Raw genomic sequence first — 19,639 nt, forward strand, 5'->3', positions numbered from 1 at the left:
CGTACAATGTTTGTACGGTGGATTTTTATTTTTGCAGAAAGGAGGTCGCACACTTGAACCGAAGGTATCTTACAGCAGTCACGCCGCTGCCCAACCATGTTTTGCAGGTGGATTTTGTATCGGGAAGTAGACTTTTGCTGGACATGAAGCCATATCTGGACAAGATCCGGTTTCGCCCGCTGTCAGATGCGCGGGTGTGGAACAGCGCTGTGACCAACGGTATCTTTGTCCGCTTCGGCGATGTGGAGTTGAGCCACGATGAGATATTGGCCATGGCGGAACAGGAACATTGACACTGTTTATCTAAAAAAGGAGAAGATGATGATGAAACATTTAAAAAAATATCTGTCTCTTGCATTGGCGCTGGTGCTGTGCCTGAGCCTTGCCGCCTGCGGCAAGAGTAGCGAAGACTACGATGAGAGTAACGAAGACTACGGCGATGACGGCAGCGACTACAATTTATACGGTGTTCCGGATTCCTTCGAGGGACTGGTCAAGGACTCCGAGCAGATGGCGAACCTCTACCTCTACGGCGGCGCGTGGACGGGTGAGGACGGCGGCACGCTGGTCGCTGCCAACAACGATGAGGGCGACGAGGTGCGCTTTGCGCTGTACGATGCTGACGAAGACATGACCGCCAGCGGCTTCATCCAGTTCGTACCGGACTATGACTACGACTATTTCTATAACGAGCACGACGGCATGGCCTACCGCAGCTGGTTTGATGAGGATGGCGCCCTGCATGTAGCCGAGCTTGGCACCTTTACGCAGGTGACTGGCGATGCGCCGGGCGAGAACATCGGCGATGGCGATTACGGTTTCCTCGCCGGCGTATGGTATCAGGACGGTGACCCAGGCGCGGCCAGCATAATTGAATTCGACGCATCCGGAAGCTGGGAGCTGCTGGAGCGGCCCGGCGATGACGGGGACCCCACCATGGTAGACTGCGGCACCATAGAGGTGGATCAAGACGGTGCAGGACAGTATTTTGCCATTTCCACCATACATACGGATGTGGTCTACGACTTCATACTTGTCGGCGGCGACGTGATCTACTGGGGCGGCGAATATGACTACTATCAGAAGATAGAGTAAGCTCTGCAAAAAAGGAGAGCAATATAAATGAAGAAGCTTTTTTCTCTTGTATGGACGCTTTTTATGTGTCTGAGCCTTGCCGCTTGCGGCAACACCGAATCTGACGATACGCAAAGCGGCTATGAAACCGTCATGGATATGGAATTTCTCGACGGGATGTGGAGCATCGACGGCACTGCAAAGTTGTACTTTAATAGTAAGGAGGGCTTTTATGCCTACCGCACCCGCTGGGGACTCGGCGGGCGCGGAGAATTCGAATTGTCCGAAGCAAGCAGACGACCGATGATCTACTTCAACGGCTTTCTCTACAATTTTCTACTGCGCGACGATGGCGTGCTGCTGCCGAACCAGAACGGCGAAGGCAGCGGATTCGCCATCCACCGCCACACCTTTCTCCGCGACGATGAGGCGGAGATCGTCGAATGGGATAAAAGCAACTGGGACGGCATGTGGCAGAACGCGCTGGGCGAGACCATCGTCATTGACTCGTCGCTCATGCAGTACATCGCCTGTTCACCGGACTATTCCATGAGCGGCACCATAAACGACGAGGGTGAGGGTATGGGCCTCTACCTCTATGATAACGGGACACGCGCCTATCTCTGCCCCAGCGACGACGGCAACAGCTTCACTCTCTCCGCTGCCCGCTTTGGGCGCTATGGGGACGATCAGCATTTTGACGGTGTCTTTTACCGAAATGCCGACTTTTACGCCTACACCGACATGGAAAATGCGGAGTTCTACGAAGACGAATACTCCGCCTTCTACGTCTGGTACTACGATGGCGTGAACCGCTATCTTTTGGGCAACGATTACATCATCGGCGACGATGGCCTTGCCTACCACGATAATGACGGCCTCATCTATCCCGCAGGCTGGATTCCTGAAGAACCCTATGATCCCGCTGTTGACTGGGGTGCAAACTGGATGGACAGTTGGGACATCTGAGGCCCCGCAGAAGAAAGAGGAAAATGAAATGAGACAACGAAGACACCTTTTGATGTTCGCCCTGGCGCTGCTCTGTCTGAGCTTTTCCGCCTGCAGTGCGAAGCAGTATCCCATGCAGATCACCGTGGTGAACCGCAGCACATACCCCATCGCGGATCTCCGCATCAGCCTTACCTCGGAGGAGAACTGGGGCGAAAACTGCCTGGAGACCACGCTGGAGGAAGGCGAAAGCGTTGGGATCGACCTGGGCGAGTACACGGAAGAACAGCTGAACGCAGGCTTCCACCTTCAGTTCTACGGGGAGGACGGCCAGCCCGTCAACCCGGACTACGATCCCAGTTCCCCTACCTTTTTTGAAAACGGCGATTTCCTCATTTTCTCGCCGCCGGATCTAAGCATCGCCCTCTTCCTGGACACCGCTTACGACCCGGAGACCTACGACCAGAAGATCGTGGAGCTCTACGCTGCGGATGGCGACGGCCGGGGGGATGTGATCTCACAGAACGGCATTCCGGTTTTGATGGGCGGCGCACTACCCTTTACCAATATGCAAAACCTGCTCTCTGAGAATCATGACAACGGCACCTACCGCTATGAGGACATCACCGAAGACGGGCAGCTCCTTGTGGTCAACGCAGCGGAGCAAAGCTGTTTTGTTCCGGATGTGCAGGAACTGGACGATTATCTGACGGCCTGCGCTCTGTCTTTAAGTGATACGGATACCTATGAGCTGTTGTCCGCCGAAGAAAATGAGGAATACAGCAAAAATTTAAGCTATCCGGTTTACATCGTAACCTATACTGCCGGCGAGAACGAGGACACCCGGGAATGGACCGTATTTGCCATGGACACCGACGTTTGCACCTATCTTTACGGCTTCTGCGCGCTCCCCGATACTGCGGCGGATATGGGTGAGATCTATCAAAATCTTTTTTCGCAGCTGTATTTGAGCGATGAAGAATAAGAGGAGGAATATCACATGAAGAGAAAAAAGCCATATCTTCTGGCGGGACTGGTATTGCTGCTTTTCCTGCTGTGTACAGCCTGCGGCAATACGGAAGAACAGATTGCCCCACAGGACGACCCCAACGAGGGGCTGGGCGGCGGAGTCAGCGAGGACACCGTCAACGACTTCAGCGGCTTTGAGGGTATCTGGCTGGGCGAAGCAAACAACGACTACGACTCTATTGAGTTCGATGCCGAGGGCAACTGGACCCTCTACCTCAGCGGCGAAGTGATGGATGAGGGCTACCTCCGCTATGAGCCGGAGTGGGAGGCTATCTATGCCTACAGCAACCTGGATGATTCCGGCAGCCGCATCAACATGGAGGACGGCCAGCTCTACAGCGCCGCTTACGGCTACTTCAACTACGGCGAAGGGATGGAGTACCTCTGGCATGAGGACAGCGGCCAGCTCACCGAGGATGACGAGCCTGATCCCTCGGGGGACGAGGTGCCCGACTGGAACGGCCGTTTAGACGGAAACCCGGACTCCTATTGGAGCTGGGATTCCGACCTCTGCCAGCGGAATGTCTCGGAATTCAAGGGCATTTGGTACTATGACGGTGATCTCTCGGCTGAGACCTATATCGTCATCGACGGTAATGGGAACTGGAGCTATTACCAGCGCGCTCCCGGCGCTGAGGCCGCGGAAATGGACTACGGCACATTCTCCTACTCCACGGATGAGGTGAGCACCTATTACGCCGATTCCACCCTGTATGACGGTGTGTCGTATCGGGTTTTTGAGTTTGACGAGGACGCTCTGGTCTGGGGCGATGAGGGTGTTTACTACCTGATGGAGTGATAAAAAGGAAGGAGACGCATGAAGAATCGATGGAAACATATTTTTATCCCTGTGCTGGCCATGGCGATCTGCCTGAATCTTGCCGCCTGTGGCGATTCCGGCGATGTCGTGGGAGATGACTGGCGCACCACCGGCGTGGTAGTCGGCAGCGGCACCATCACCCATAACGGCGAGAGCGTGGACGTGCTGGTCACGGTGAGCGAGAGCAGCGCGGCCTTCTACCGGGATCAGGAGGAGCAGGTGCTGTTTGACAGCGTGGCTTTTCCCGAGACTATCGAGGACATCAGCAGCAGCGCCTTCCAAATCTCCTTCGACGATCAGAACGGGGACGAGGAGAGCGACGTACTGGTGGAGATCGGCCATGAGGACATGAGCAATACCACCATGCTCTGGCTGTGGGACCCCCAGGAGCGCTATGTCTATCAGCCGGATTACTCCAGCTTCCATGTGCCCGGGGTGGCCGGGCCGGAGGAGCTGATTGCCCCCTATGTGGGACTTTGGGAGTATCAGGGGGAAAACCTATGGCTGCGCATCCGCGAGGATGCCACATGGGAATTTGTGAACGACCAGGACGATGTCATCGAATACGGTACGCTGTGGGTGGACGAAAACGGCGTGACACTCCACTTTGACGGCAGCGGCGACACCCTGCAGCTGGACCGCACCATCAGCGGCGACCTCATCGACAGCGCGAACGACGGCACGCTCCTTCCGGTGGAGGGCATAGAGTCCGGCGAGCCCTACTTTACAAAAAACGGCCTTGAGATCAATGCCGCCGTGGAGATGGGGACATTCCCGCTGGAAGACGGGGTTTGCAGCTATTCGGGCCTCGGAGATGGCTACAACACCGACGACTGCTATTGGGAGATCACGAAGACCGGTGACTACACCCACGACGGCATCCGCGAGCTGCACTTTGACGCCATCTGCTACATCCCGGAGGACGCCATCCCCTACTTTGACCAGCAGTATACGACTGTCATCAGCAGTGAGCTCTATGACTTCTACACCGGTGTGTGGCTCACCACCTCAACGGCCTACGGCAACAGCCAGCGCGGGGACAACTATTATCTCCACACCGTCAGCTGGCAGGGGAACAGCTACCTTATTGAATTCGCTTACTCCACCGACTGGCAGTACAACGTGGGCGACTGGGCGCAGGTTTTGACCAAGAGCTATGCCGTCTATCTCCCGGAGGACTATGACGGTCTGGTCTTTGCCGCCGAGGCGCAGCCGGACAACTATAAAGACAGTGCTAAGCGCATGCAGCTGGACAGCATTTCTCCCGAAGCGTCCATCCTGGACATCGACACCCTTGACCCCTACAGCAGCCTGTATTTCAGCCTTTGCTACTAAGGAGGAGGGATAGCAATGGGAAAGAAACGTAACGACTTTGACATAGTGGGCGCGGAGCGCATGACCGACGCCGAGCTGTCGAAAAAGCTGGGAAGCTATCAGAGAACGGAGGACATCAGCATATCGCTGGGCGTTATTCTGGTGATCGCCGGGTGTATTTCAATGTTTATACGGCGTGACCCCCTTCTGGTCTGCGCGTTGGTGTTCCCCGGTGTGGCGCTGTTCCTGCTGGTGGCAAAGCCCGCCCAAACGAAGAAAAAAGCCCTGATGCAGCAGCAGCTGGGCGGCTTCTTCCGCACGGAGCTGACAAAAGCCTTCGGACCGGAGCCGGAGCCGGCCACGCTGCCCATCGACTGGGGGTACTTGGCGGTGGCAAAGCTGTCGACGGTCTCCTTTACGGAGTGTACCGTGACGGACTTCCACGAGGGTGAGCACAAGGGGCTGCGATTCTCTGCGGCCAATGTAGAGCTGTGCCGCACCGTGGAGGAAAAGTCCGGCCCCGACAACGACAACTGGATGACCCGGACCGAGACGCTGTTCCGCGGCATCGTGGTTCGGTGCAAGGACATCTGTGACCCGGCGCTGGACATCACACTGAACGATATGTTCCAGGAGCGGAAGAAGGACGACATCACCGACCCCGCCGCCTTCCAGAAGCACTTTGCCGCTCACACGGCGAGCGGTCAGGAGGTGGACGATCAGGTCACGCCGCAGCTCCGTGAGCTGGTAAAGAAACTGGAAACTACTTCCCGCACCTCCAAGCTGTGCGGTCTTATCCTCCGTGACGGCGATCTGGCGCTGGCACTGAACACCCAGTATGTGTTTGCGGGCGTTCCGGAGTGGCTGGATCTGCGGGACATCGACGGCATCCGCAAGTGGTTCACCGCCTCGCTGACCGGTATGGACAATCTGCTGGATCTGATAACGGAAAGCCCCGCCCTAACCGGCGCGGCAGAATAAGGAGAAGAATATGGAAGAAAGGGACATGAACATGACGGATGAACATCTGGCGCAGGAACTGCGTAAGAGCAAGGGCGGCAAGCTGGGCGGCAAAATTCTCTCGCTGCTGGGCGGTGTGGTCGCCATCGCAGGTATCATACTGGGCGGTAACATTGTGCTGATCATCATCGGCGGCGTGATCCTCGGCTTGGGGCAGATGGTGCAGGGCAAGTCCAAGGACAAAGCAAGCCAGCAGACCTTCGAGGCCATCGCGCCGGACATCGTAAGCGCTGCCTTTGAAAACGTGCAGATGAACCCCACGCCGCATCTTCTGGACGCAGAGGACACGAACATTCCCCTGCCCAGCCACACCCATTGCAGCAGCAGTGGGTATGTCCGGGGAATGTATCGTAACCTGACTACGGAGCTGTGTATCGTCAAGCTGACGGACGTGGACGAGTTCCAGCGTGAGGAGACCGGCATGTGGGAGAAAAACGAGCGGGAGGTCTATACTGGTCAGTGGCTGCTTTGTGAGCTGAACCGGGAATTTCCCACATGGCTGACCATCTGGCCGAGAGAAGGGCTGGATAAGCTGTTCAGCGCCAAAACCATCAAAACAGGAAATGAGGTCTTTGACAAGCGCTTCAATCTGAGCAGTGACGATGAAGCAGCAGCCCTCCGTATCCTAACCCCCGGCCGCATAGAGCGGATTCTGACGCTGGCGGATTCCTCCTTTGGTAAGTTTTCTGTGAATCTCAATCCAGACGGCAGGCTGTATCTTGCCGTCCACAGCGGACGCGGCTTTTTCGATATCGGAAAGGGGCGGGAGACGCTGGAGCAGCTGCGCCAGCGCTTTGCCCGTGAACTGAGCTGGTTCACGGATATGATCGACGCATTCCGCGGCGTGTAAGGGAGGTGGGCAATATGCCTCTTTGGCTTGCTATGGTGCTGCTGGTGCTGTCGTTGCTGGGGATAGTTCTCTCCCACCGTTACTTGCAGAAACCGGTTCAAATAGTCTGCGTCATCCTCTGCGTCCTGCTGGCATTGGCAAGCGCCGCATATATCGGGCTGACCATTTTGTTTGTAGATGCCGTGCAGAACCAACCGCCGGTATCGTAAGAGGAGATCTCCGCCCATGGCGGCAGGAAGGAGGACGTATGAAGAGTATCAGAGTTATCGTGATCGGTTTCATCCTTGCGGTAGCGCTTGTGGCATGGCCCGTAGAATATACGCGGAATATCACAGCGGGAATCGGCTTTATTCTCGGGGCTGTGCTGGTGGCATGGCTCGGGGTCCGTCAGCGGAAAGGTGCACGGAAGGAATACGAGGATGATGTGCGGCGGTACACAGGCACCACAATGATGAAGGTGGTATGGATTGAGGAATCGGTCGATGAAAGGTGGGAGCATCAGGAGGACGGTAGCGATCAGCTGCGCCGGGAGACGGTTTATCTTCCAACCTATGAGTACGCGGTAAGTGGCAGGACCTATCAGTACGCAAGCCGTCAGGCCCTTTCCAGCAAGCGGGATCTGGGACGGCAGGTGATGGGATACTATGACCCGTCTAAGCCGGAACGCATTACGGAAAACAGACCGCGAAGGCCTGTTTTGGCTGGAATCGGTTTCTTCGTTTTTGCCGCGTTCCTGCTCTGGTTCGGTATCATGACATTTACCGGTCAAGTCGCCATTTCCTGATACCGAATATCCATAATCGCTGCGATTATGGATGCTACCCAGAATCAACCGTCTGCGTTGCACACCTGAAACCGTCAGCTGACAGTGGCAAGTTTGAATTAGTTCCTTATCACTGTTAAGCCAAGGTTTTGGTTGGTTTCTGCTTTTTTTAACCAAATTTTGTCGATTTTAAATACAACTTTGATTTGGCAATCAGGTTTTAAAACGTAAATATTCATGAAAATTACAAAAAAATATATATTGATCGAAAAAAAGTTGGAAAGAATTCAAAAAAACTCTTTACTAGACCGCAGTTTATGTTATAATATTCACGATGGCTTTTATCTTTCACATAAATACAAATATGTGAATGTAAAACATAAACGAGTATAGGAGGAAAATACTTATGGCAAAATGGGTTTATATGTTTAGCGAGGGCGACATGACCATGCGTAACCTGCTGGGAGGAAAGGGAGCGAACCTGGCGGAGATGACAAGCATCGGTCTGCCGGTTCCACAGGGATTTACAATCACAACTGAGGCTTGTACCCAGTATTACGAAGATGGTCGCAAGATTAACGACGAGATCATGGCACAGACCATGGAAGGCGTTAAGAAGATGGAAGAGCTCAATGGAAAGAAATTTGGCGATCTGAAGAACCCACTGTTAGTATCGGTTCGTTCCGGTGCGAGAGCATCCATGCCAGGTATGATGGATACCATCTTAAACCTTGGTTTAAATGACGAGGTAGTTGCAGCGATGATCGCAGGCAACCCGGACCCGAAATTTGAGCGATTTGTATATGACTCCTACAGACGTTTCATCCAGATGTTCTCGGATGTCGTTATGGAAGTTGGTAAGAAATACTTCGAGCAGCTCATCGACAAGATGAAAGAAGAGAAGGGTGTTCAGTACGATATCGAACTGACTGCTGCTGACTTAAAGACTCTGGCTGAGCAGTTCAAGGCTGAGTACAAAAAACAGTTAGGTGAGGACTTCCCGTCTGACCCGGTTGTTCAGTTAAAATTAGCAATCGAAGCTGTATTCCGTTCCTGGGACAACCCACGTGCGAACGTATACAGAAGAGATAATGATATTCCGTATTCCTGGGGTACTGCAGTAAACGTAATGCCGATGGTATTCGGTAACTTAAACGATGAGTCCGGTACAGGTGTTGCATTTACCCGTGACCCGGCAACCGGCGAGAAGAAGCTGATGGGCGAGTTCTTAAAGAACGCACAGGGCGAGGACGTAGTTGCAGGTGTTCGTACTCCGATGCCGATCGCTCAGATGGAGCAGGAGTTCCCGGAAGCATATGCAGATTTCATCAAGGTTTGCGATGTGCTTGAGAACCACTACCATGATATGCAGGATATGGAGTTTACTGTAGAGAACCGTAAACTTTATATGTTACAGTGCCGTAACGGTAAGAGAACTGCTCAGGCAGCTCTGCAGATCGCTTGCGACCTGGTAGATGAAGGACATAAGACAGAGGAAGAAGCAGTCGCTATGATCGACCCGCGTAACCTCGATACACTGCTGCATCCGCAGTTTGACGCTGCTGCATTAAAGGCAGCTACTCCGCTTGGAAAAGGCTTAGGTGCTTCTCCGGGTGCTGCTTGCGGTAAAGTTGTATTCACTGCAGAGGATGCTGAGAAATGGGCTGAAAAGGGCGAGAAGGTTGTCTTAGTTCGTCTTGAGACCTCTCCGGAAGACATTACCGGTATGAAGGTTGCTCAGGGTATCTTAACCGTTCGTGGTGGTATGACCTCTCACGCAGCCGTAGTTGCCCGTGGTATGGGTACCTGCTGTGTATCCGGATGCGGCGACATCGCTATGGATGAAGAAAATAAGAAATTCACATTAGCTGGTAAAGAGTTCAATGAGGGAGACTTCATCTCCATTGATGGTACAACCGGTAATATTTACGAGGGCGAGATCAAGACCGTAGACGCTACCATCGCTGGTACATTCGGCCGCGTTATGGCATGGGCTGACAAGTTCAGAAGACTGAAAGTTCGTACCAACGCTGATACACCGGCAGATGCGAAGAAAGCTAGAGAGCTTGGCGCAGAAGGTATCGGTCTTTGCCGTACTGAGCATATGTTCTTCGAGGAAGACAGAATCGCTGCTTTCCGTGAGATGATCTGTGCTGACACTGTAGAAGAGAGAGAAGCAGCTCTGGATAAGATCCTTCCGTATCAGCAGGGCGACTTCGAAGGTCTGTTTGAGGCTCTGGAGGGCAACCCGGTTACGATCCGTTTCCTGGATCCGCCGCTGCATGAGTTTGTTCCGACTGAGGAAGATGACATCAAGAAACTGGCTGACGCTCAGGGCAAACCGGTTGAGACTATCAAGAACATCATTGCTTCCCTGCATGAGTTCAACCCGATGATGGGTCACCGTGGACTTCGTCTGGCAGTTACCTATCCGGAGATCGCAGTTATGCAGACCAAGGCAGTTATCCGTGCAGCTATCAACGTACAGAAAGCTCACGCTGACTGGTCCGTAAAACCGGAGATCATGATTCCGCTCGCTTGCGATGCGAAAGAGTTAAAATATGTAAAAGATATCGTTGTGAAGACCGCTGACGAGGAGATCGCAGCAGCAGGCGTTGATCTGAAGTACGAAGTAGGTACCATGATCGAGATCCCGCGTGCAGCTCTGACCGCTGACGACATCGCAAAAGAGGCTGAATTCTTCTGCTTCGGTACAAACGACTTAACTCAGATGACCTACGGCTTCTCCCGTGATGATGCAGGCAAGTTCCTGAATGCTTACTATGACAAGAAGATCTTCGAGAGCGATCCATTTGCAAAACTGGATCAGACTGGCGTAGGTAAGCTCATGGAGATGGCGATCAAGTTAGGTAAAGCAGAGCGCCCGACCCTTCATGTAGGTATCTGCGGCGAGCACGGCGGCGACCCGTCTTCCGTAGAGTTCTGCCACAAGATTGGTCTTGACTATGTATCCTGCTCACCGTTCCGTGTGCCGATCGCTCGTCTGGCTGCTGCACAGGCTGCAATCGCTGAGAAATAATTTTAAGGAAATATCCTTGAATAGATGAGTAAATGAGGACTCCCTTACGAAAGTAAGGGGGTTCTTTTATATAAATAACCGGCGGCTGTTTATGAAAAAAAACATGGATGATGGCAATTTTTATGGACATGGTATATTTTGAATGCTATAATCAAAAGTGTAAGAATATAAGGTAAGAGTTAAGTGGGTATTATAGATAAAGTTCCTGTAAATTTTTTACATGGAGCTTTTTTTGATCATATTAGAAAATTAAGTCTTATGTGCGGGGGCACCGAAGCGCAGGCCACTGAATCGTAATAAATAGCCGGAAATCAGATGTGAAAAAAGTAGAAAAGAATAACAGGGATGGAAGGAAAATGAAAGGAAAAAGAGTGATCGCAGGTATTCTGCTTGTTGGAATCTTAGCAGTCACCCTGGCAGGGTGCAAAAATACAGATGAGAATAAAAAAGAAACGGGAAAACCCGTCATCACACTCGGAAGCGACAACTATCCACCATACAATTATCTGAATGAAGATGGTGTGCCGACGGGAATCGATGTAGAACTGGCTACAGAAGCTTTCAGAAGAATGGGCTATCAGGTGAATGTTGTCCAGATTAACTGGGAGAAGAAGAAAGAGCTGGTGGAGAGTGGAGAGATAGATTGCATCATGGGCTGTTTTTCCATGGAAGGGCGCCTGGATGATTACCGCTGGGCCGGACCGTACATAGCAAGCCGTCAGGTGGTTGCTGTAAATGAGAGCAGTGACATCTATAAACTGAGTGACCTGGAGGGAAAGAATCTGGCTGTCCAGTCCACAACCAAACCGGAGGGCATCTTTCTGAACCGGACGGATGAGAGAATCCCAAAACTGGGAAATCTGATCAGCCTGGGACACCGGGAACTGATCTATACATTTCTGGGGAAAGGATATGTAGATGCAGTTGCCGCACATGAGGAATCGATTGTCCAGTATATGAAGGATGATGGCATAAGCTTTCGTATCCTGGAAGAACCGCTGATGATCACCGGAATAGGGGTTGCTTTTGCAAAAGAGGATGAGCGGGGAATCTGTGAACGGATGGATCAGATTCTGGAGGAAATGCGTCAGGATGGCACATCCCTGAAAATCATTGAAAAATATCTGGATGATCCGGAGAAGTATCTGGAGGTGGATAATCTTGGATATTAAGGGAAGAACGAAGGAAAACCAGATTAAAATAATTGGTATTTTGCTTGGAATCTGTGTGGCTGTAGTCTCTCTGTTTTATTTCTTCCACGCGGAAAAAGCGGAAGCAGAAGAAAGAATGGTAGAGATCGTAAACTATGTGAAAGTGCAGTGCTCCACCTACACCCATTATAATGAATCTTCGGAATCCAAAAGTCTCCTCCGTGCCATTGAAAGTGCCAGACAGATGAGTACCAATATTAACATGGAAACAGAAAACGGCGGTCAGTTAAGCCGGGAGTTTCTGAAGGATAATCTGCAGACACTCTGGGTGGATGGTATCCTTGTACTTGATGCAGAAGGAAAGACGGTCTGTGAGTACAGCATGAACGAGTCACTGACGGATGAGATTACGAAGTATCTGCAAAAAGAAATTATCATGGATTTTGCAGGATATGAAGAAAGATCTTATTCAGAACGGTTTGCCAAAGAAGACGGGTCCCGGATCGACATTGCAGCCTGCGCCAGAAAAGACGCGCCGGGTGTTGTGGCAATTTATTATTACACATCTCCTGAATTTACCAGAAACTATACTTTGACGATACAGAGACTTTTAAATGGATATGGCGTCCAAAAAGATGGAACAATTATTGTTGCAGACGAGGGGGTCGTTGTTGCCAGTAACGATGAGAGCCTGCTGGGGCAGAATACGGCCGACAATGAGGTTGTTCAGGCAATGAAAAAGCACACAGACAGTCAGCATATTTTTCATTTAAAGAATGAAGGAACCGGATGCTACGGAATCATGCTGAAGCAGAGGGATTATTATATTTATGCATATCTTCCGGATGCGGAAGTGTTTCATAACCTTCCATTAAGTGTGACTGGTGTCATTTTTCTATATGCTTTGATAGTTGGTATATTTTGGTTCTGTATCTCCAGAACCAATCTGGAACATGAGAAACAAGAACGGGAAAAGGATGAAAAATATAAAGCAGAACTTCTGATAGCTGCAAAAAAGGCGGAAGCCGCTAATCGGGCAAAAACAGAGTTTCTTCAGCGGATGAGCCATGATATCCGGACTCCGATTAATGGAATCTGCGGTTTGGTCAATATGGCAGATCATTGTGCAGATGATATGGAGAAACAGACAGAATACAGAACAAAGGTGAAAGAGGCATCCAATTTGTTGCTGGAACTGGTAAACGATGTCCTGGATATGAGTAAGCTGGAGTCGGGCGAAGTGATTTTGGAAGAAATTCCGTTTGATCTGAGCCGTATTTCCAGGGAAGTACTTGTTGTGATCGAGCAGATGGCGGCAGAACAGAATATCCGGATCGTGTGGGAGAAGAAAGAAATCACACATCGGAAGCTTATTGGAAGTCCAGGATATGTGAAACGTGTGATGATGAATATACTGTCGAATGCGGTGAAATATAACAGAAAAAACGGACATATCTATATTAGCTGCCGGGAGATTCCATCCGGACAGCCAGAGATGACGACAATAGAATTTGTCTGCCGGGATACAGGAATCGGAATGACAGATGAGTTTCAGAAACATATTTTTGAACCGTTTGCCCAGGAACATGCAGGAAGCCGTACAAAATTTGCCGGAACAGGCCTGGGAATGCCGATTGCAAAGAAGTTGATTGAGACAATGGGTGGAACCATTACCTTTGAAAGTGAAAACGGTGCAGGGACTACCTTTGTGATTCGGATTCCATTTAAAATCGATCTGAATTCGGATAAACGGGAAGAAAAGAAAGATGTATCAGATGGAAAATCTATAAAGGGACTGCATATTCTTCTGGCAGAAGATAATGAGCTGAACATGGAAATTGCTGAATTTGTGCTTCAGAATGAAGGTGCTGTCGTGACTAAGGCATGGAATGGGCAGGAAGCCGTTGAACGATTCAAAAAAAGTGAACCCGGTGAATTTGATGCGATTCTTATGGATATCATGATGCCGGTTATGAATGGTTATGAAGCAGCAAAGACGATTCGTTCCATGGATAGAAAGGATGCTAAAGCGATACCGATCATTGCAATGACAGCAAATGCGTTCACAGAGGACAGAATAAGAGCAAAAGAAGCAGGAATGGATCAACATATTGCAAAACCGATTGATATAAAAACCATACTTGCTGTTTTTGACCAGGTGTTTAGAACTTCATAAAAACTGCATATATATAGAAAATTAAAATACGGATAAAAGAAAAAAATACTGATTGTAGATGACGCGGAATTTAACAGAGATAGGTTGAAAGAAATTCTGGGAGAAACATATGATTATCTGGAAGCAGAAAATGGAAGTCAGGTCATTCAGATGCTGGGAGAAAATGTTGGAATTGATCGGATGCTTTTAGACATCAATATGTCACAGATGAATGGCTTTGATGTTTTGAAATGGATGAACCAAAGTCAGTGTATTACGGAAACTCCTGTAATCATGATTTCTTCGGAAGAACCGGTTGATACGATGCGTAAAGCATATGACATGGGAATCACGGATTATATCATCCGACCGTTTGATCCTGTGATTGTAAAGAAAAGAGTTCAGAATACCTTGCATTAAGTAATGTGGCATGTTGCTAATTGACAAATCCACCTTTTCCAAGTATCGTATATACGTGTAATAGTATGTATGATTTGAATGTGGAGTAAATATGACCGAAAAACATAGTTATGAGATTATCGTCCTGGATCTGGACGGAACCTTAACAAACAGAGATAAGGTGATTACGCCAAAGACGAAGCAGCGTCTGATGGAGCTTCAGGAGCGCGGAAAGAAGATTGTACTGGCGTCCGGGCGTCCGACGCCGGGAGTGCTGCCGCTTGCGAGAGAGCTGGAGCTGGCAAAATACGGCAGTTATATTCTGTCGTTTAATGGAGGCAGGATCACGAACTGCAAAACCGGCGAGATCATATTCAGCCGTTCCCTGCCGCAGGAGGCAAATCAGAAGATTATACGCTTGGCCGAGGAGGAACAGGTGGGGCTTTTGAGTTACGATGAGGCGGGGGCAAAGCTTCTGACGAACCAGAGTGACAGTCCCTATGCGAAGTTGGAAGCGCGGATCAACGGCATGGAGTTAGTACAGGTGGACGACATGGAAGCTGCGATCACGTATCCGGTACCGAAATACCTGATGATGGAGGATGGAGACTACCTGGCGATGGTCGAGCCGCGCGTCAAGGCGGCGATGGGGAAGAATTTCAGCGTTTACCGTTCGGAGCCGTTTTTCCTGGAGGTGCTTCCGAGGGGCATCGATAAAGCACAGTCGTTAGAGCGCCTTCTTTCTCACATCGGGCTTTCGCGTGAGCAGATGATTGCCTGTGGGGACGGCTACAACGACCTCACGATGATTCAGTATGCCGGATTAGGTGTAGCGATGGAGAATGCGGTGCTTCCGGTGCGGAAAGCTGCAGACTTTATTACCTATTCCAACAACGACGACGGTGTGGCTCATGTGGTGGAGAAGTTTATGCTGTAGAAGATTTGGCAGATTCGCATAAATGTATATTGCGTGAACAGATGAAAAATAAAATATTCATAAAAATAGGCAAGATACTAGACTTTAAAACTTTAATATGTTAATATAAGAAAAACGGAAAAATGAATATATTTTCGGAGTACATATTAAAAAGGGGTGCCTTGCATTATGAATAAAAAACTGAAAACCGAAGCTGTGGATCATCTGTTCCAGGCGATTCTGACACTGAAAAATACCGACGAATGCTATAGCTTTTTCGAGGATGTATGCACAGTTAATGAACTTTTATCATTTTCCCAGAGATATGAAGTAGCGAAGATGCTGCGCGAGAAGAAGACATATCTGGAGATCGCGGACAAGACCGGCGCATCGACAGCGACGATCAGCCGTGTCAACCGTTCTTTAAATTACGGAAGCGACGGATATGATATGGTATTTGCGCGTGTGAAAGAGCAGGAAGAGGCGGAGAAAACGGAAGCGTAAGACGAAGTAGGAATATACGCACGATAGATAAAGCGCGTACTTTCATAGGTGTAGCAAACCAACCTGCCAAAGATGGACAAATTTGGCTTGGGGTGGAATTGTCCCAGGAGCTGGCAGCTGGTTGAATGAAAGATAAAAAGAAATGAAAGAAAAAAGACATTGAAAGAATTTCCACAAGGGGAAGTGATTCCAGTGTCTTTTTTATCGTGTATGGTGCAATGGGTTGAAATTTTTGTTGTTTAGCCTATTTTTGAGTGTGGCGGTACAGCGGAAGTGCTGCCTATTTCTTCTTCTTCGGATTCACTGGCGTCTCCTGCCGGAGCTGTTCCGCCAGGATTTCAATCATCTGTTTTTTCAGATAGACATCAAACGCCAGCTCACTGATAAAGGCGAACAGCTGTAAATACTCGCGGTCTTCACAGTCATAGTCCTTGAATGTCTGGCTGGCGGCGTCAAATTTTGCCATGACGTCTTCCTGCAAGCGCTTGCGCTGCCCTTTTTCCAGCGAAAAGATTTCGTTGTAAAGCTCTTCTAATTCCGGGCTGGAACCATGGGAAAAGTGGTGCTCGCTGATGGGCGAGAAGAGCTGCTCAATATCCCGAAAGGATATCACATTTTTAAAATAATAAATCAGAATCAGCATCAGCAGATGATTCTTGGAGTAGCGTTTTTTGACGGGCGGCGGCAGCAGGTTATTTTTGGCATAGTTATTGATCATGGTTTTGGTCAGGATCTTATCCTCGCCCAGCCATTTGGAAGTGTTCAGGTGGCTGTCCATGAAGGTCGTGACCTGATCCATATATAAATCAATACCGGGAATCTCCGACGGATGCACCCGGGTCAGACTATCAACATAAGCCAGCAGATCCTGCAGGCGTTCTTCGTTCGATTTCATGTATGTACCTCGCTGCGTTGAAATTCGAAAGCTGCGAAACAGGGAGGCGATTTTGGCGCTTCCGCTGTCATGAACTCTCTATGTGATATTATATAGTTTTGAAAACCAGATAGCAAGGAGAAATTTAAAATCAATGAAAATTCCGTGACATCCAAGAGAAAATAGATTATACTAGAGCGTATTCGAACATACTTTTTGTCATTAAAAATAGATTATATAAGAGTATAGAAGGGAACGAAACATATATGAGCAAATACGACACACTTAACCCGATGCAGCGGGAGGCGGTTTTTCACACGGAGGGACCACTCCTGGTTCTGGCAGGCGCCGGTTCAGGAAAGACGCGCGTCCTGACACACCGGATTGCGTATTTAATCGAGGAAAAACGGGTGGCGCCGTGGAATATCATGGCGATCACATTTACCAATAAAGCGGCGGCGGAGATGCGCGAGCGTGTGGATAAGATTGTGGGGGAAGGCGCGGAGGCGATCTGGGTCAGCACGTTCCATTCAAGCTGCGTTCGGATTCTGCGCCGGTTTATCGACCGTCTGGGATATGACACGAATTTTACTATCTATGACGGCGACGACCAGAAAACGCTGATGAAGCAGGTGCTCAAGAAAATGCAGGCGGATCCGAAGCAGTTTAAGGAGCGGGCGGTGCTGTCACGGATTTCTGCGGCGAAAAATGACCGGATCACGGCGGATGAGTTTGAGCAGCAGGCGGGAGCGGACTTCCGGGAGAAAAAGATTGCTCAGATTTACCGGGAATACCAGAAAGAACTCAAGAAGAATAATGCCCTGGATTTCGACGATCTGCTGGTGAAAACGGTAGAACTTTTCGAGGCAAACGCGGATGTGCTGGAATATTATCAGGATAAATTCCGGTATATCATGGTGGACGAGTACCAGGACACGAACCTTGTACAGTTTAAGCTGGTCGATCTGCTGGCAAAGAAGTACAGAAATATCTGTGTGGTCGGTGATGATGACCAGTCGATCTACAAATTCCGCGGGGCAAATATCGAAAATATTTTAAGTTTTGAGAAAGCATTTCCGGGCGCACGCGTTATCAAGCTGGAGCAGAACTACCGTTCCACCCAGAGCATCCTGAACGCGGCAAATGAGGTGATCCGCCACAACCGCGGCAGAAAGGACAAGACGCTGTGGACGGCGAATGACGAGGGACCGAAGGTGCGCTTCCGTCAGTATGACACGGCATACGAGGAGGCAGACGCCATTATCTGTGATATTGAGCGTGAGAAAGAAGAGAAAAATGCGGAATATTCGGATTTTGCCGTGCTGTACCGTACCAATGCACAGTCGCGTCTTCTGGAGGAAAAATGTATTTATTACAGCATTCCGTACCGGCTGGTCGGTGGCGTCAATTTCTATCAGCGCAAGGAAATCAAGGATATTCTCTGCTATTTAAAGACGATAGCGAATGGGCGCGATGATCTGGCGGTTCAGCGTGTTATCAATGTGCCGAAGCGCGGCATCGGTGCGACCTCGATCGGAAAAGTGACGATCTATGCGTCTGCCAATGGCATGAGCTTTTATGATGCGCTGCTGCGCGTGCGCGGCGTGCCGACGATCGGCAAGGCGGCGGATAAGATCGAGAAGTTTACGGAGCAGATCGAAAACTTCCGGTCGCGGCTTTCGGCCCTTTCGATTCCGGAACTTATCGAGGCGATTCTGGAAGAAACGGGATATAAGAAGGATCTGGAGGCGGAAGGCGAGATCGAGGGAGAAACACGTCTGCAGAACGTGGAGGAGCTGGTTAATAAGGCGACCGGCTATATGAGCACGGCGGAGGAACCGACGCTGGACGGATTTTTGGAGGAGGTTGCGCTGGTAGCGGATGTAGATAGTCTGGACGAATCCGAAAACAGGATTGTCCTGATGACTTTGCACGGCGCAAAAGGTCTGGAATTTCCGTATGTCTATTTAAGCGGCATGGAGGACGGGCTGTTTCCGAGCAGCATGTCCATCTTTTCGGATGATAAGGACGCCATCGAAGAAGAACGGCGTCTCTGCTATGTCGGAATCACCCGTGCGGAGAAAGAACTGACGCTGACGGCGGCGAGACAGCGCATGGTCAATGGAGAAACGCGGTTTGCGAAGGTCAGCCGCTTCATCGAGGAGATTCCGCCGCAGCTTCTGGACGAGGAAGAGCAGCCGACCGTCTTTGAACGGGCTGCTGGTATGAGCCGGGGCGGACGCGGATTTGAAGATTCGGGGACTTCTGGCTGGACAACGGGCAGCTTTGGTGTATCTGGCGCGGGAGACGGCGACCGGGTGCGGATTGGCGGAATGTCTGGAAAACACCCTCTTTCAGAGAACGATGCCGCCTGGGAGCGCGGCGCAGCCCGGATGAGCGGCTGGGGCGGTGTGAATGGTTCCGGAAGTGCTGGTTCTGGCCGCACGCTGGATCCATATAAGAGCGCTTATAGTTCCAGCAGTCGTCCAGCCAGCCCGGCACCGTCATTTGGCAAGGCATTTACGGTCCAGAAGGCCGACCATCTTTCCTACGGCGAGGGCGACCGAGTCCGCCACCTCAAATTTGGCGAGGGAACGGTGCAGAAGATCGCGGACGGCGGCAAGGATTTTGAGGTGACGGTTAATTTTGACCGCGTGGGCGTGAAAAAAATGTTTGCTTCATTTGCAAAACTGGTGAAATGTTAGACCGTGTTTGCCGTATTGTTACGGTACACGTATGCGAAAACAGTAATGCCGTATTAAAACATTTTCGCCAGATCCAA

General features: G+C 50.4%; 18 protein-coding genes. 17 read left to right on the top strand and 1 reads right to left on the bottom strand.

What is annotated here, in order from left to right; translation table 11 throughout:
* The first annotated feature begins 53 nt into the window (after window positions 1-53).
* The 16 genes from DXC57_RS13860 (at window position 54) to DXC57_RS13935 (ending at window position 15,983) form a co-directional block, all read left to right on the top strand.
* Window positions 54-293, top strand: a complete 240-nt coding sequence (locus DXC57_RS13860) for a DUF2442 domain-containing protein (RefSeq protein ID WP_182457324.1) — start codon at window positions 54-56, stop codon at window positions 291-293.
* 31 nt (window positions 294-324) lie between these two features.
* Window positions 325-1,095 (top strand): hypothetical protein, encoded by a 771-nt coding sequence (locus tag DXC57_RS13865; protein ID WP_118653162.1) that lies wholly within the window; start codon window positions 325-327, stop codon window positions 1,093-1,095.
* Between the two features lie 27 nt (window positions 1,096-1,122).
* Window positions 1,123-2,043 carry a hypothetical protein gene (locus tag DXC57_RS13870; protein WP_118653164.1) on the top strand — a complete coding sequence of 307 codons (921 nt, stop codon included), beginning with the start codon at window positions 1,123-1,125 and terminating at the stop codon, window positions 2,041-2,043.
* A gap of 28 nt (window positions 2,044-2,071) precedes the next feature.
* Window positions 2,072-3,007, top strand: coding sequence for a hypothetical protein (locus DXC57_RS13875; RefSeq protein ID WP_147354107.1), 936 nt, complete (start codon window positions 2,072-2,074; stop codon window positions 3,005-3,007).
* 15 nt (window positions 3,008-3,022) lie between these two features.
* Window positions 3,023-3,850, top strand: a complete 828-nt coding sequence (locus tag DXC57_RS13880) for a hypothetical protein (RefSeq protein WP_118653168.1) — start codon at window positions 3,023-3,025, stop codon at window positions 3,848-3,850.
* A gap of 18 nt (window positions 3,851-3,868) precedes the next feature.
* Window positions 3,869-5,206: a hypothetical protein gene (locus tag DXC57_RS13885; protein ID WP_118653170.1), complete on the top strand. Its 1,338-nt coding sequence runs from the start codon at window positions 3,869-3,871 to the stop codon at window positions 5,204-5,206.
* A 15-nt stretch (window positions 5,207-5,221) separates the two neighbouring features.
* The gene (locus DXC57_RS13890) at window positions 5,222-6,166 is read left to right on the top strand and encodes a hypothetical protein (RefSeq protein ID WP_118653172.1); all 945 of its coding nucleotides are present in this window, start codon (window positions 5,222-5,224) and stop codon (window positions 6,164-6,166) included.
* A gap of 10 nt (window positions 6,167-6,176) precedes the next feature.
* On the top strand, window positions 6,177-7,055 hold the full coding sequence (locus DXC57_RS13895) for a DUF3137 domain-containing protein (RefSeq protein ID WP_118653174.1): 879 nt from the start codon (window positions 6,177-6,179) through the stop codon (window positions 7,053-7,055).
* A 14-nt stretch (window positions 7,056-7,069) separates the two neighbouring features.
* Window positions 7,070-7,264: a hypothetical protein gene (locus DXC57_RS13900; RefSeq protein WP_118653176.1), complete on the top strand. Its 195-nt coding sequence runs from the start codon at window positions 7,070-7,072 to the stop codon at window positions 7,262-7,264.
* A 38-nt stretch (window positions 7,265-7,302) separates the two neighbouring features.
* Window positions 7,303-7,839, top strand: coding sequence for a DUF3592 domain-containing protein (locus DXC57_RS13905; protein ID WP_118653178.1), 537 nt, complete (start codon window positions 7,303-7,305; stop codon window positions 7,837-7,839).
* Between the two features lie 385 nt (window positions 7,840-8,224).
* On the top strand, window positions 8,225-10,858 hold the full coding sequence (gene ppdK / locus DXC57_RS13910) for a pyruvate, phosphate dikinase (RefSeq protein ID WP_022359744.1): 2,634 nt from the start codon (window positions 8,225-8,227) through the stop codon (window positions 10,856-10,858).
* Between the two features lie 356 nt (window positions 10,859-11,214).
* The gene (locus DXC57_RS13915; protein WP_118653180.1) at window positions 11,215-12,030 is read left to right on the top strand and encodes an ABC transporter substrate-binding protein; all 816 of its coding nucleotides are present in this window, start codon (window positions 11,215-11,217) and stop codon (window positions 12,028-12,030) included.
* Entirely contained in the window at window positions 12,020-14,185 is a 2,166-nt protein-coding gene (locus tag DXC57_RS13920; protein WP_347502144.1) for an ATP-binding protein, read from the top strand. The genes DXC57_RS13915 and DXC57_RS13920 overlap by 11 nt, the downstream gene beginning before the upstream one ends.
* Window positions 14,186-14,236: 51 nt before the next feature.
* Window positions 14,237-14,584, top strand: coding sequence for a response regulator (locus DXC57_RS13925; RefSeq protein ID WP_333490920.1), 348 nt, complete (start codon window positions 14,237-14,239; stop codon window positions 14,582-14,584).
* Between the two features lie 91 nt (window positions 14,585-14,675).
* Entirely contained in the window at window positions 14,676-15,500 is an 825-nt protein-coding gene (locus DXC57_RS13930; RefSeq protein ID WP_107001580.1) for a Cof-type HAD-IIB family hydrolase, read from the top strand.
* A 168-nt stretch (window positions 15,501-15,668) separates the two neighbouring features.
* Entirely contained in the window at window positions 15,669-15,983 is a 315-nt protein-coding gene (locus DXC57_RS13935) for a YerC/YecD family TrpR-related protein (RefSeq protein WP_022359748.1), read from the top strand.
* Between the two features lie 280 nt (window positions 15,984-16,263).
* On the opposite strand, the gene DXC57_RS13940 is transcribed toward DXC57_RS13935, so the two are convergent.
* Window positions 16,264-16,878 (bottom strand): DUF1836 domain-containing protein, encoded by a 615-nt coding sequence (locus DXC57_RS13940; RefSeq protein WP_022359749.1) that lies wholly within the window; start codon window positions 16,876-16,878, stop codon window positions 16,264-16,266.
* Window positions 16,879-17,123: 245 nt separating this feature from the next.
* Between DXC57_RS13940 and DXC57_RS13945 the strand changes: the two genes are divergently transcribed.
* Entirely contained in the window at window positions 17,124-19,562 is a 2,439-nt protein-coding gene (locus DXC57_RS13945) for a UvrD-helicase domain-containing protein (RefSeq protein WP_118653182.1), read from the top strand.
* Window positions 19,563-19,639: the final 77 nt, after the last annotated feature.

The organism is Clostridium sp. TF06-15AC (assembly GCF_003481165.1).
GTDB lineage: Bacteria > Bacillota > Clostridia > Lachnospirales > Lachnospiraceae > Otoolea > Otoolea fessa.

Bases quoted from the DNA above. Each gene is read 5' to 3' on its own strand.
- DXC57_RS13945 (WP_118653182.1), top strand. From the start codon at position 17,124: ATGAGCAAATACGACACACTTAACCCGATGCAGCGGGAGGCGGTTTTT.
- DXC57_RS13870 (WP_118653164.1), top strand. From the start codon at position 1,123: ATGAAGAAGCTTTTTTCTCTTGTATGGACGCTTTTTATGTGTCTGAGC.
- DXC57_RS13930 (WP_107001580.1), top strand. From the start codon at position 14,676: ATGACCGAAAAACATAGTTATGAGATTATCGTCCTGGATCTGGACGGA.
- DXC57_RS13900 (WP_118653176.1), top strand. From the start codon at position 7,070: ATGCCTCTTTGGCTTGCTATGGTGCTGCTGGTGCTGTCGTTGCTGGGG.
- DXC57_RS13890 (WP_118653172.1), top strand. From the start codon at position 5,222: ATGGGAAAGAAACGTAACGACTTTGACATAGTGGGCGCGGAGCGCATG.
- DXC57_RS13865 (WP_118653162.1), top strand. From the start codon at position 325: ATGAAACATTTAAAAAAATATCTGTCTCTTGCATTGGCGCTGGTGCTG.
- DXC57_RS13895 (WP_118653174.1), top strand. From the start codon at position 6,177: ATGGAAGAAAGGGACATGAACATGACGGATGAACATCTGGCGCAGGAA.
- ppdK (WP_022359744.1), top strand. From the start codon at position 8,225: ATGGCAAAATGGGTTTATATGTTTAGCGAGGGCGACATGACCATGCGT.
- DXC57_RS13935 (WP_022359748.1), top strand. From the start codon at position 15,669: ATGAATAAAAAACTGAAAACCGAAGCTGTGGATCATCTGTTCCAGGCG.
- DXC57_RS13885 (WP_118653170.1), top strand. From the start codon at position 3,869: ATGAAGAATCGATGGAAACATATTTTTATCCCTGTGCTGGCCATGGCG.
- DXC57_RS13875 (WP_147354107.1), top strand. From the start codon at position 2,072: ATGAGACAACGAAGACACCTTTTGATGTTCGCCCTGGCGCTGCTCTGT.
- DXC57_RS13940 (WP_022359749.1), bottom strand. From the start codon at position 16,878: ATGAAATCGAACGAAGAACGCCTGCAGGATCTGCTGGCTTATGTTGAT.
- DXC57_RS13905 (WP_118653178.1), top strand. From the start codon at position 7,303: ATGAAGAGTATCAGAGTTATCGTGATCGGTTTCATCCTTGCGGTAGCG.
- DXC57_RS13915 (WP_118653180.1), top strand. From the start codon at position 11,215: ATGAAAGGAAAAAGAGTGATCGCAGGTATTCTGCTTGTTGGAATCTTA.
- DXC57_RS13880 (WP_118653168.1), top strand. From the start codon at position 3,023: ATGAAGAGAAAAAAGCCATATCTTCTGGCGGGACTGGTATTGCTGCTT.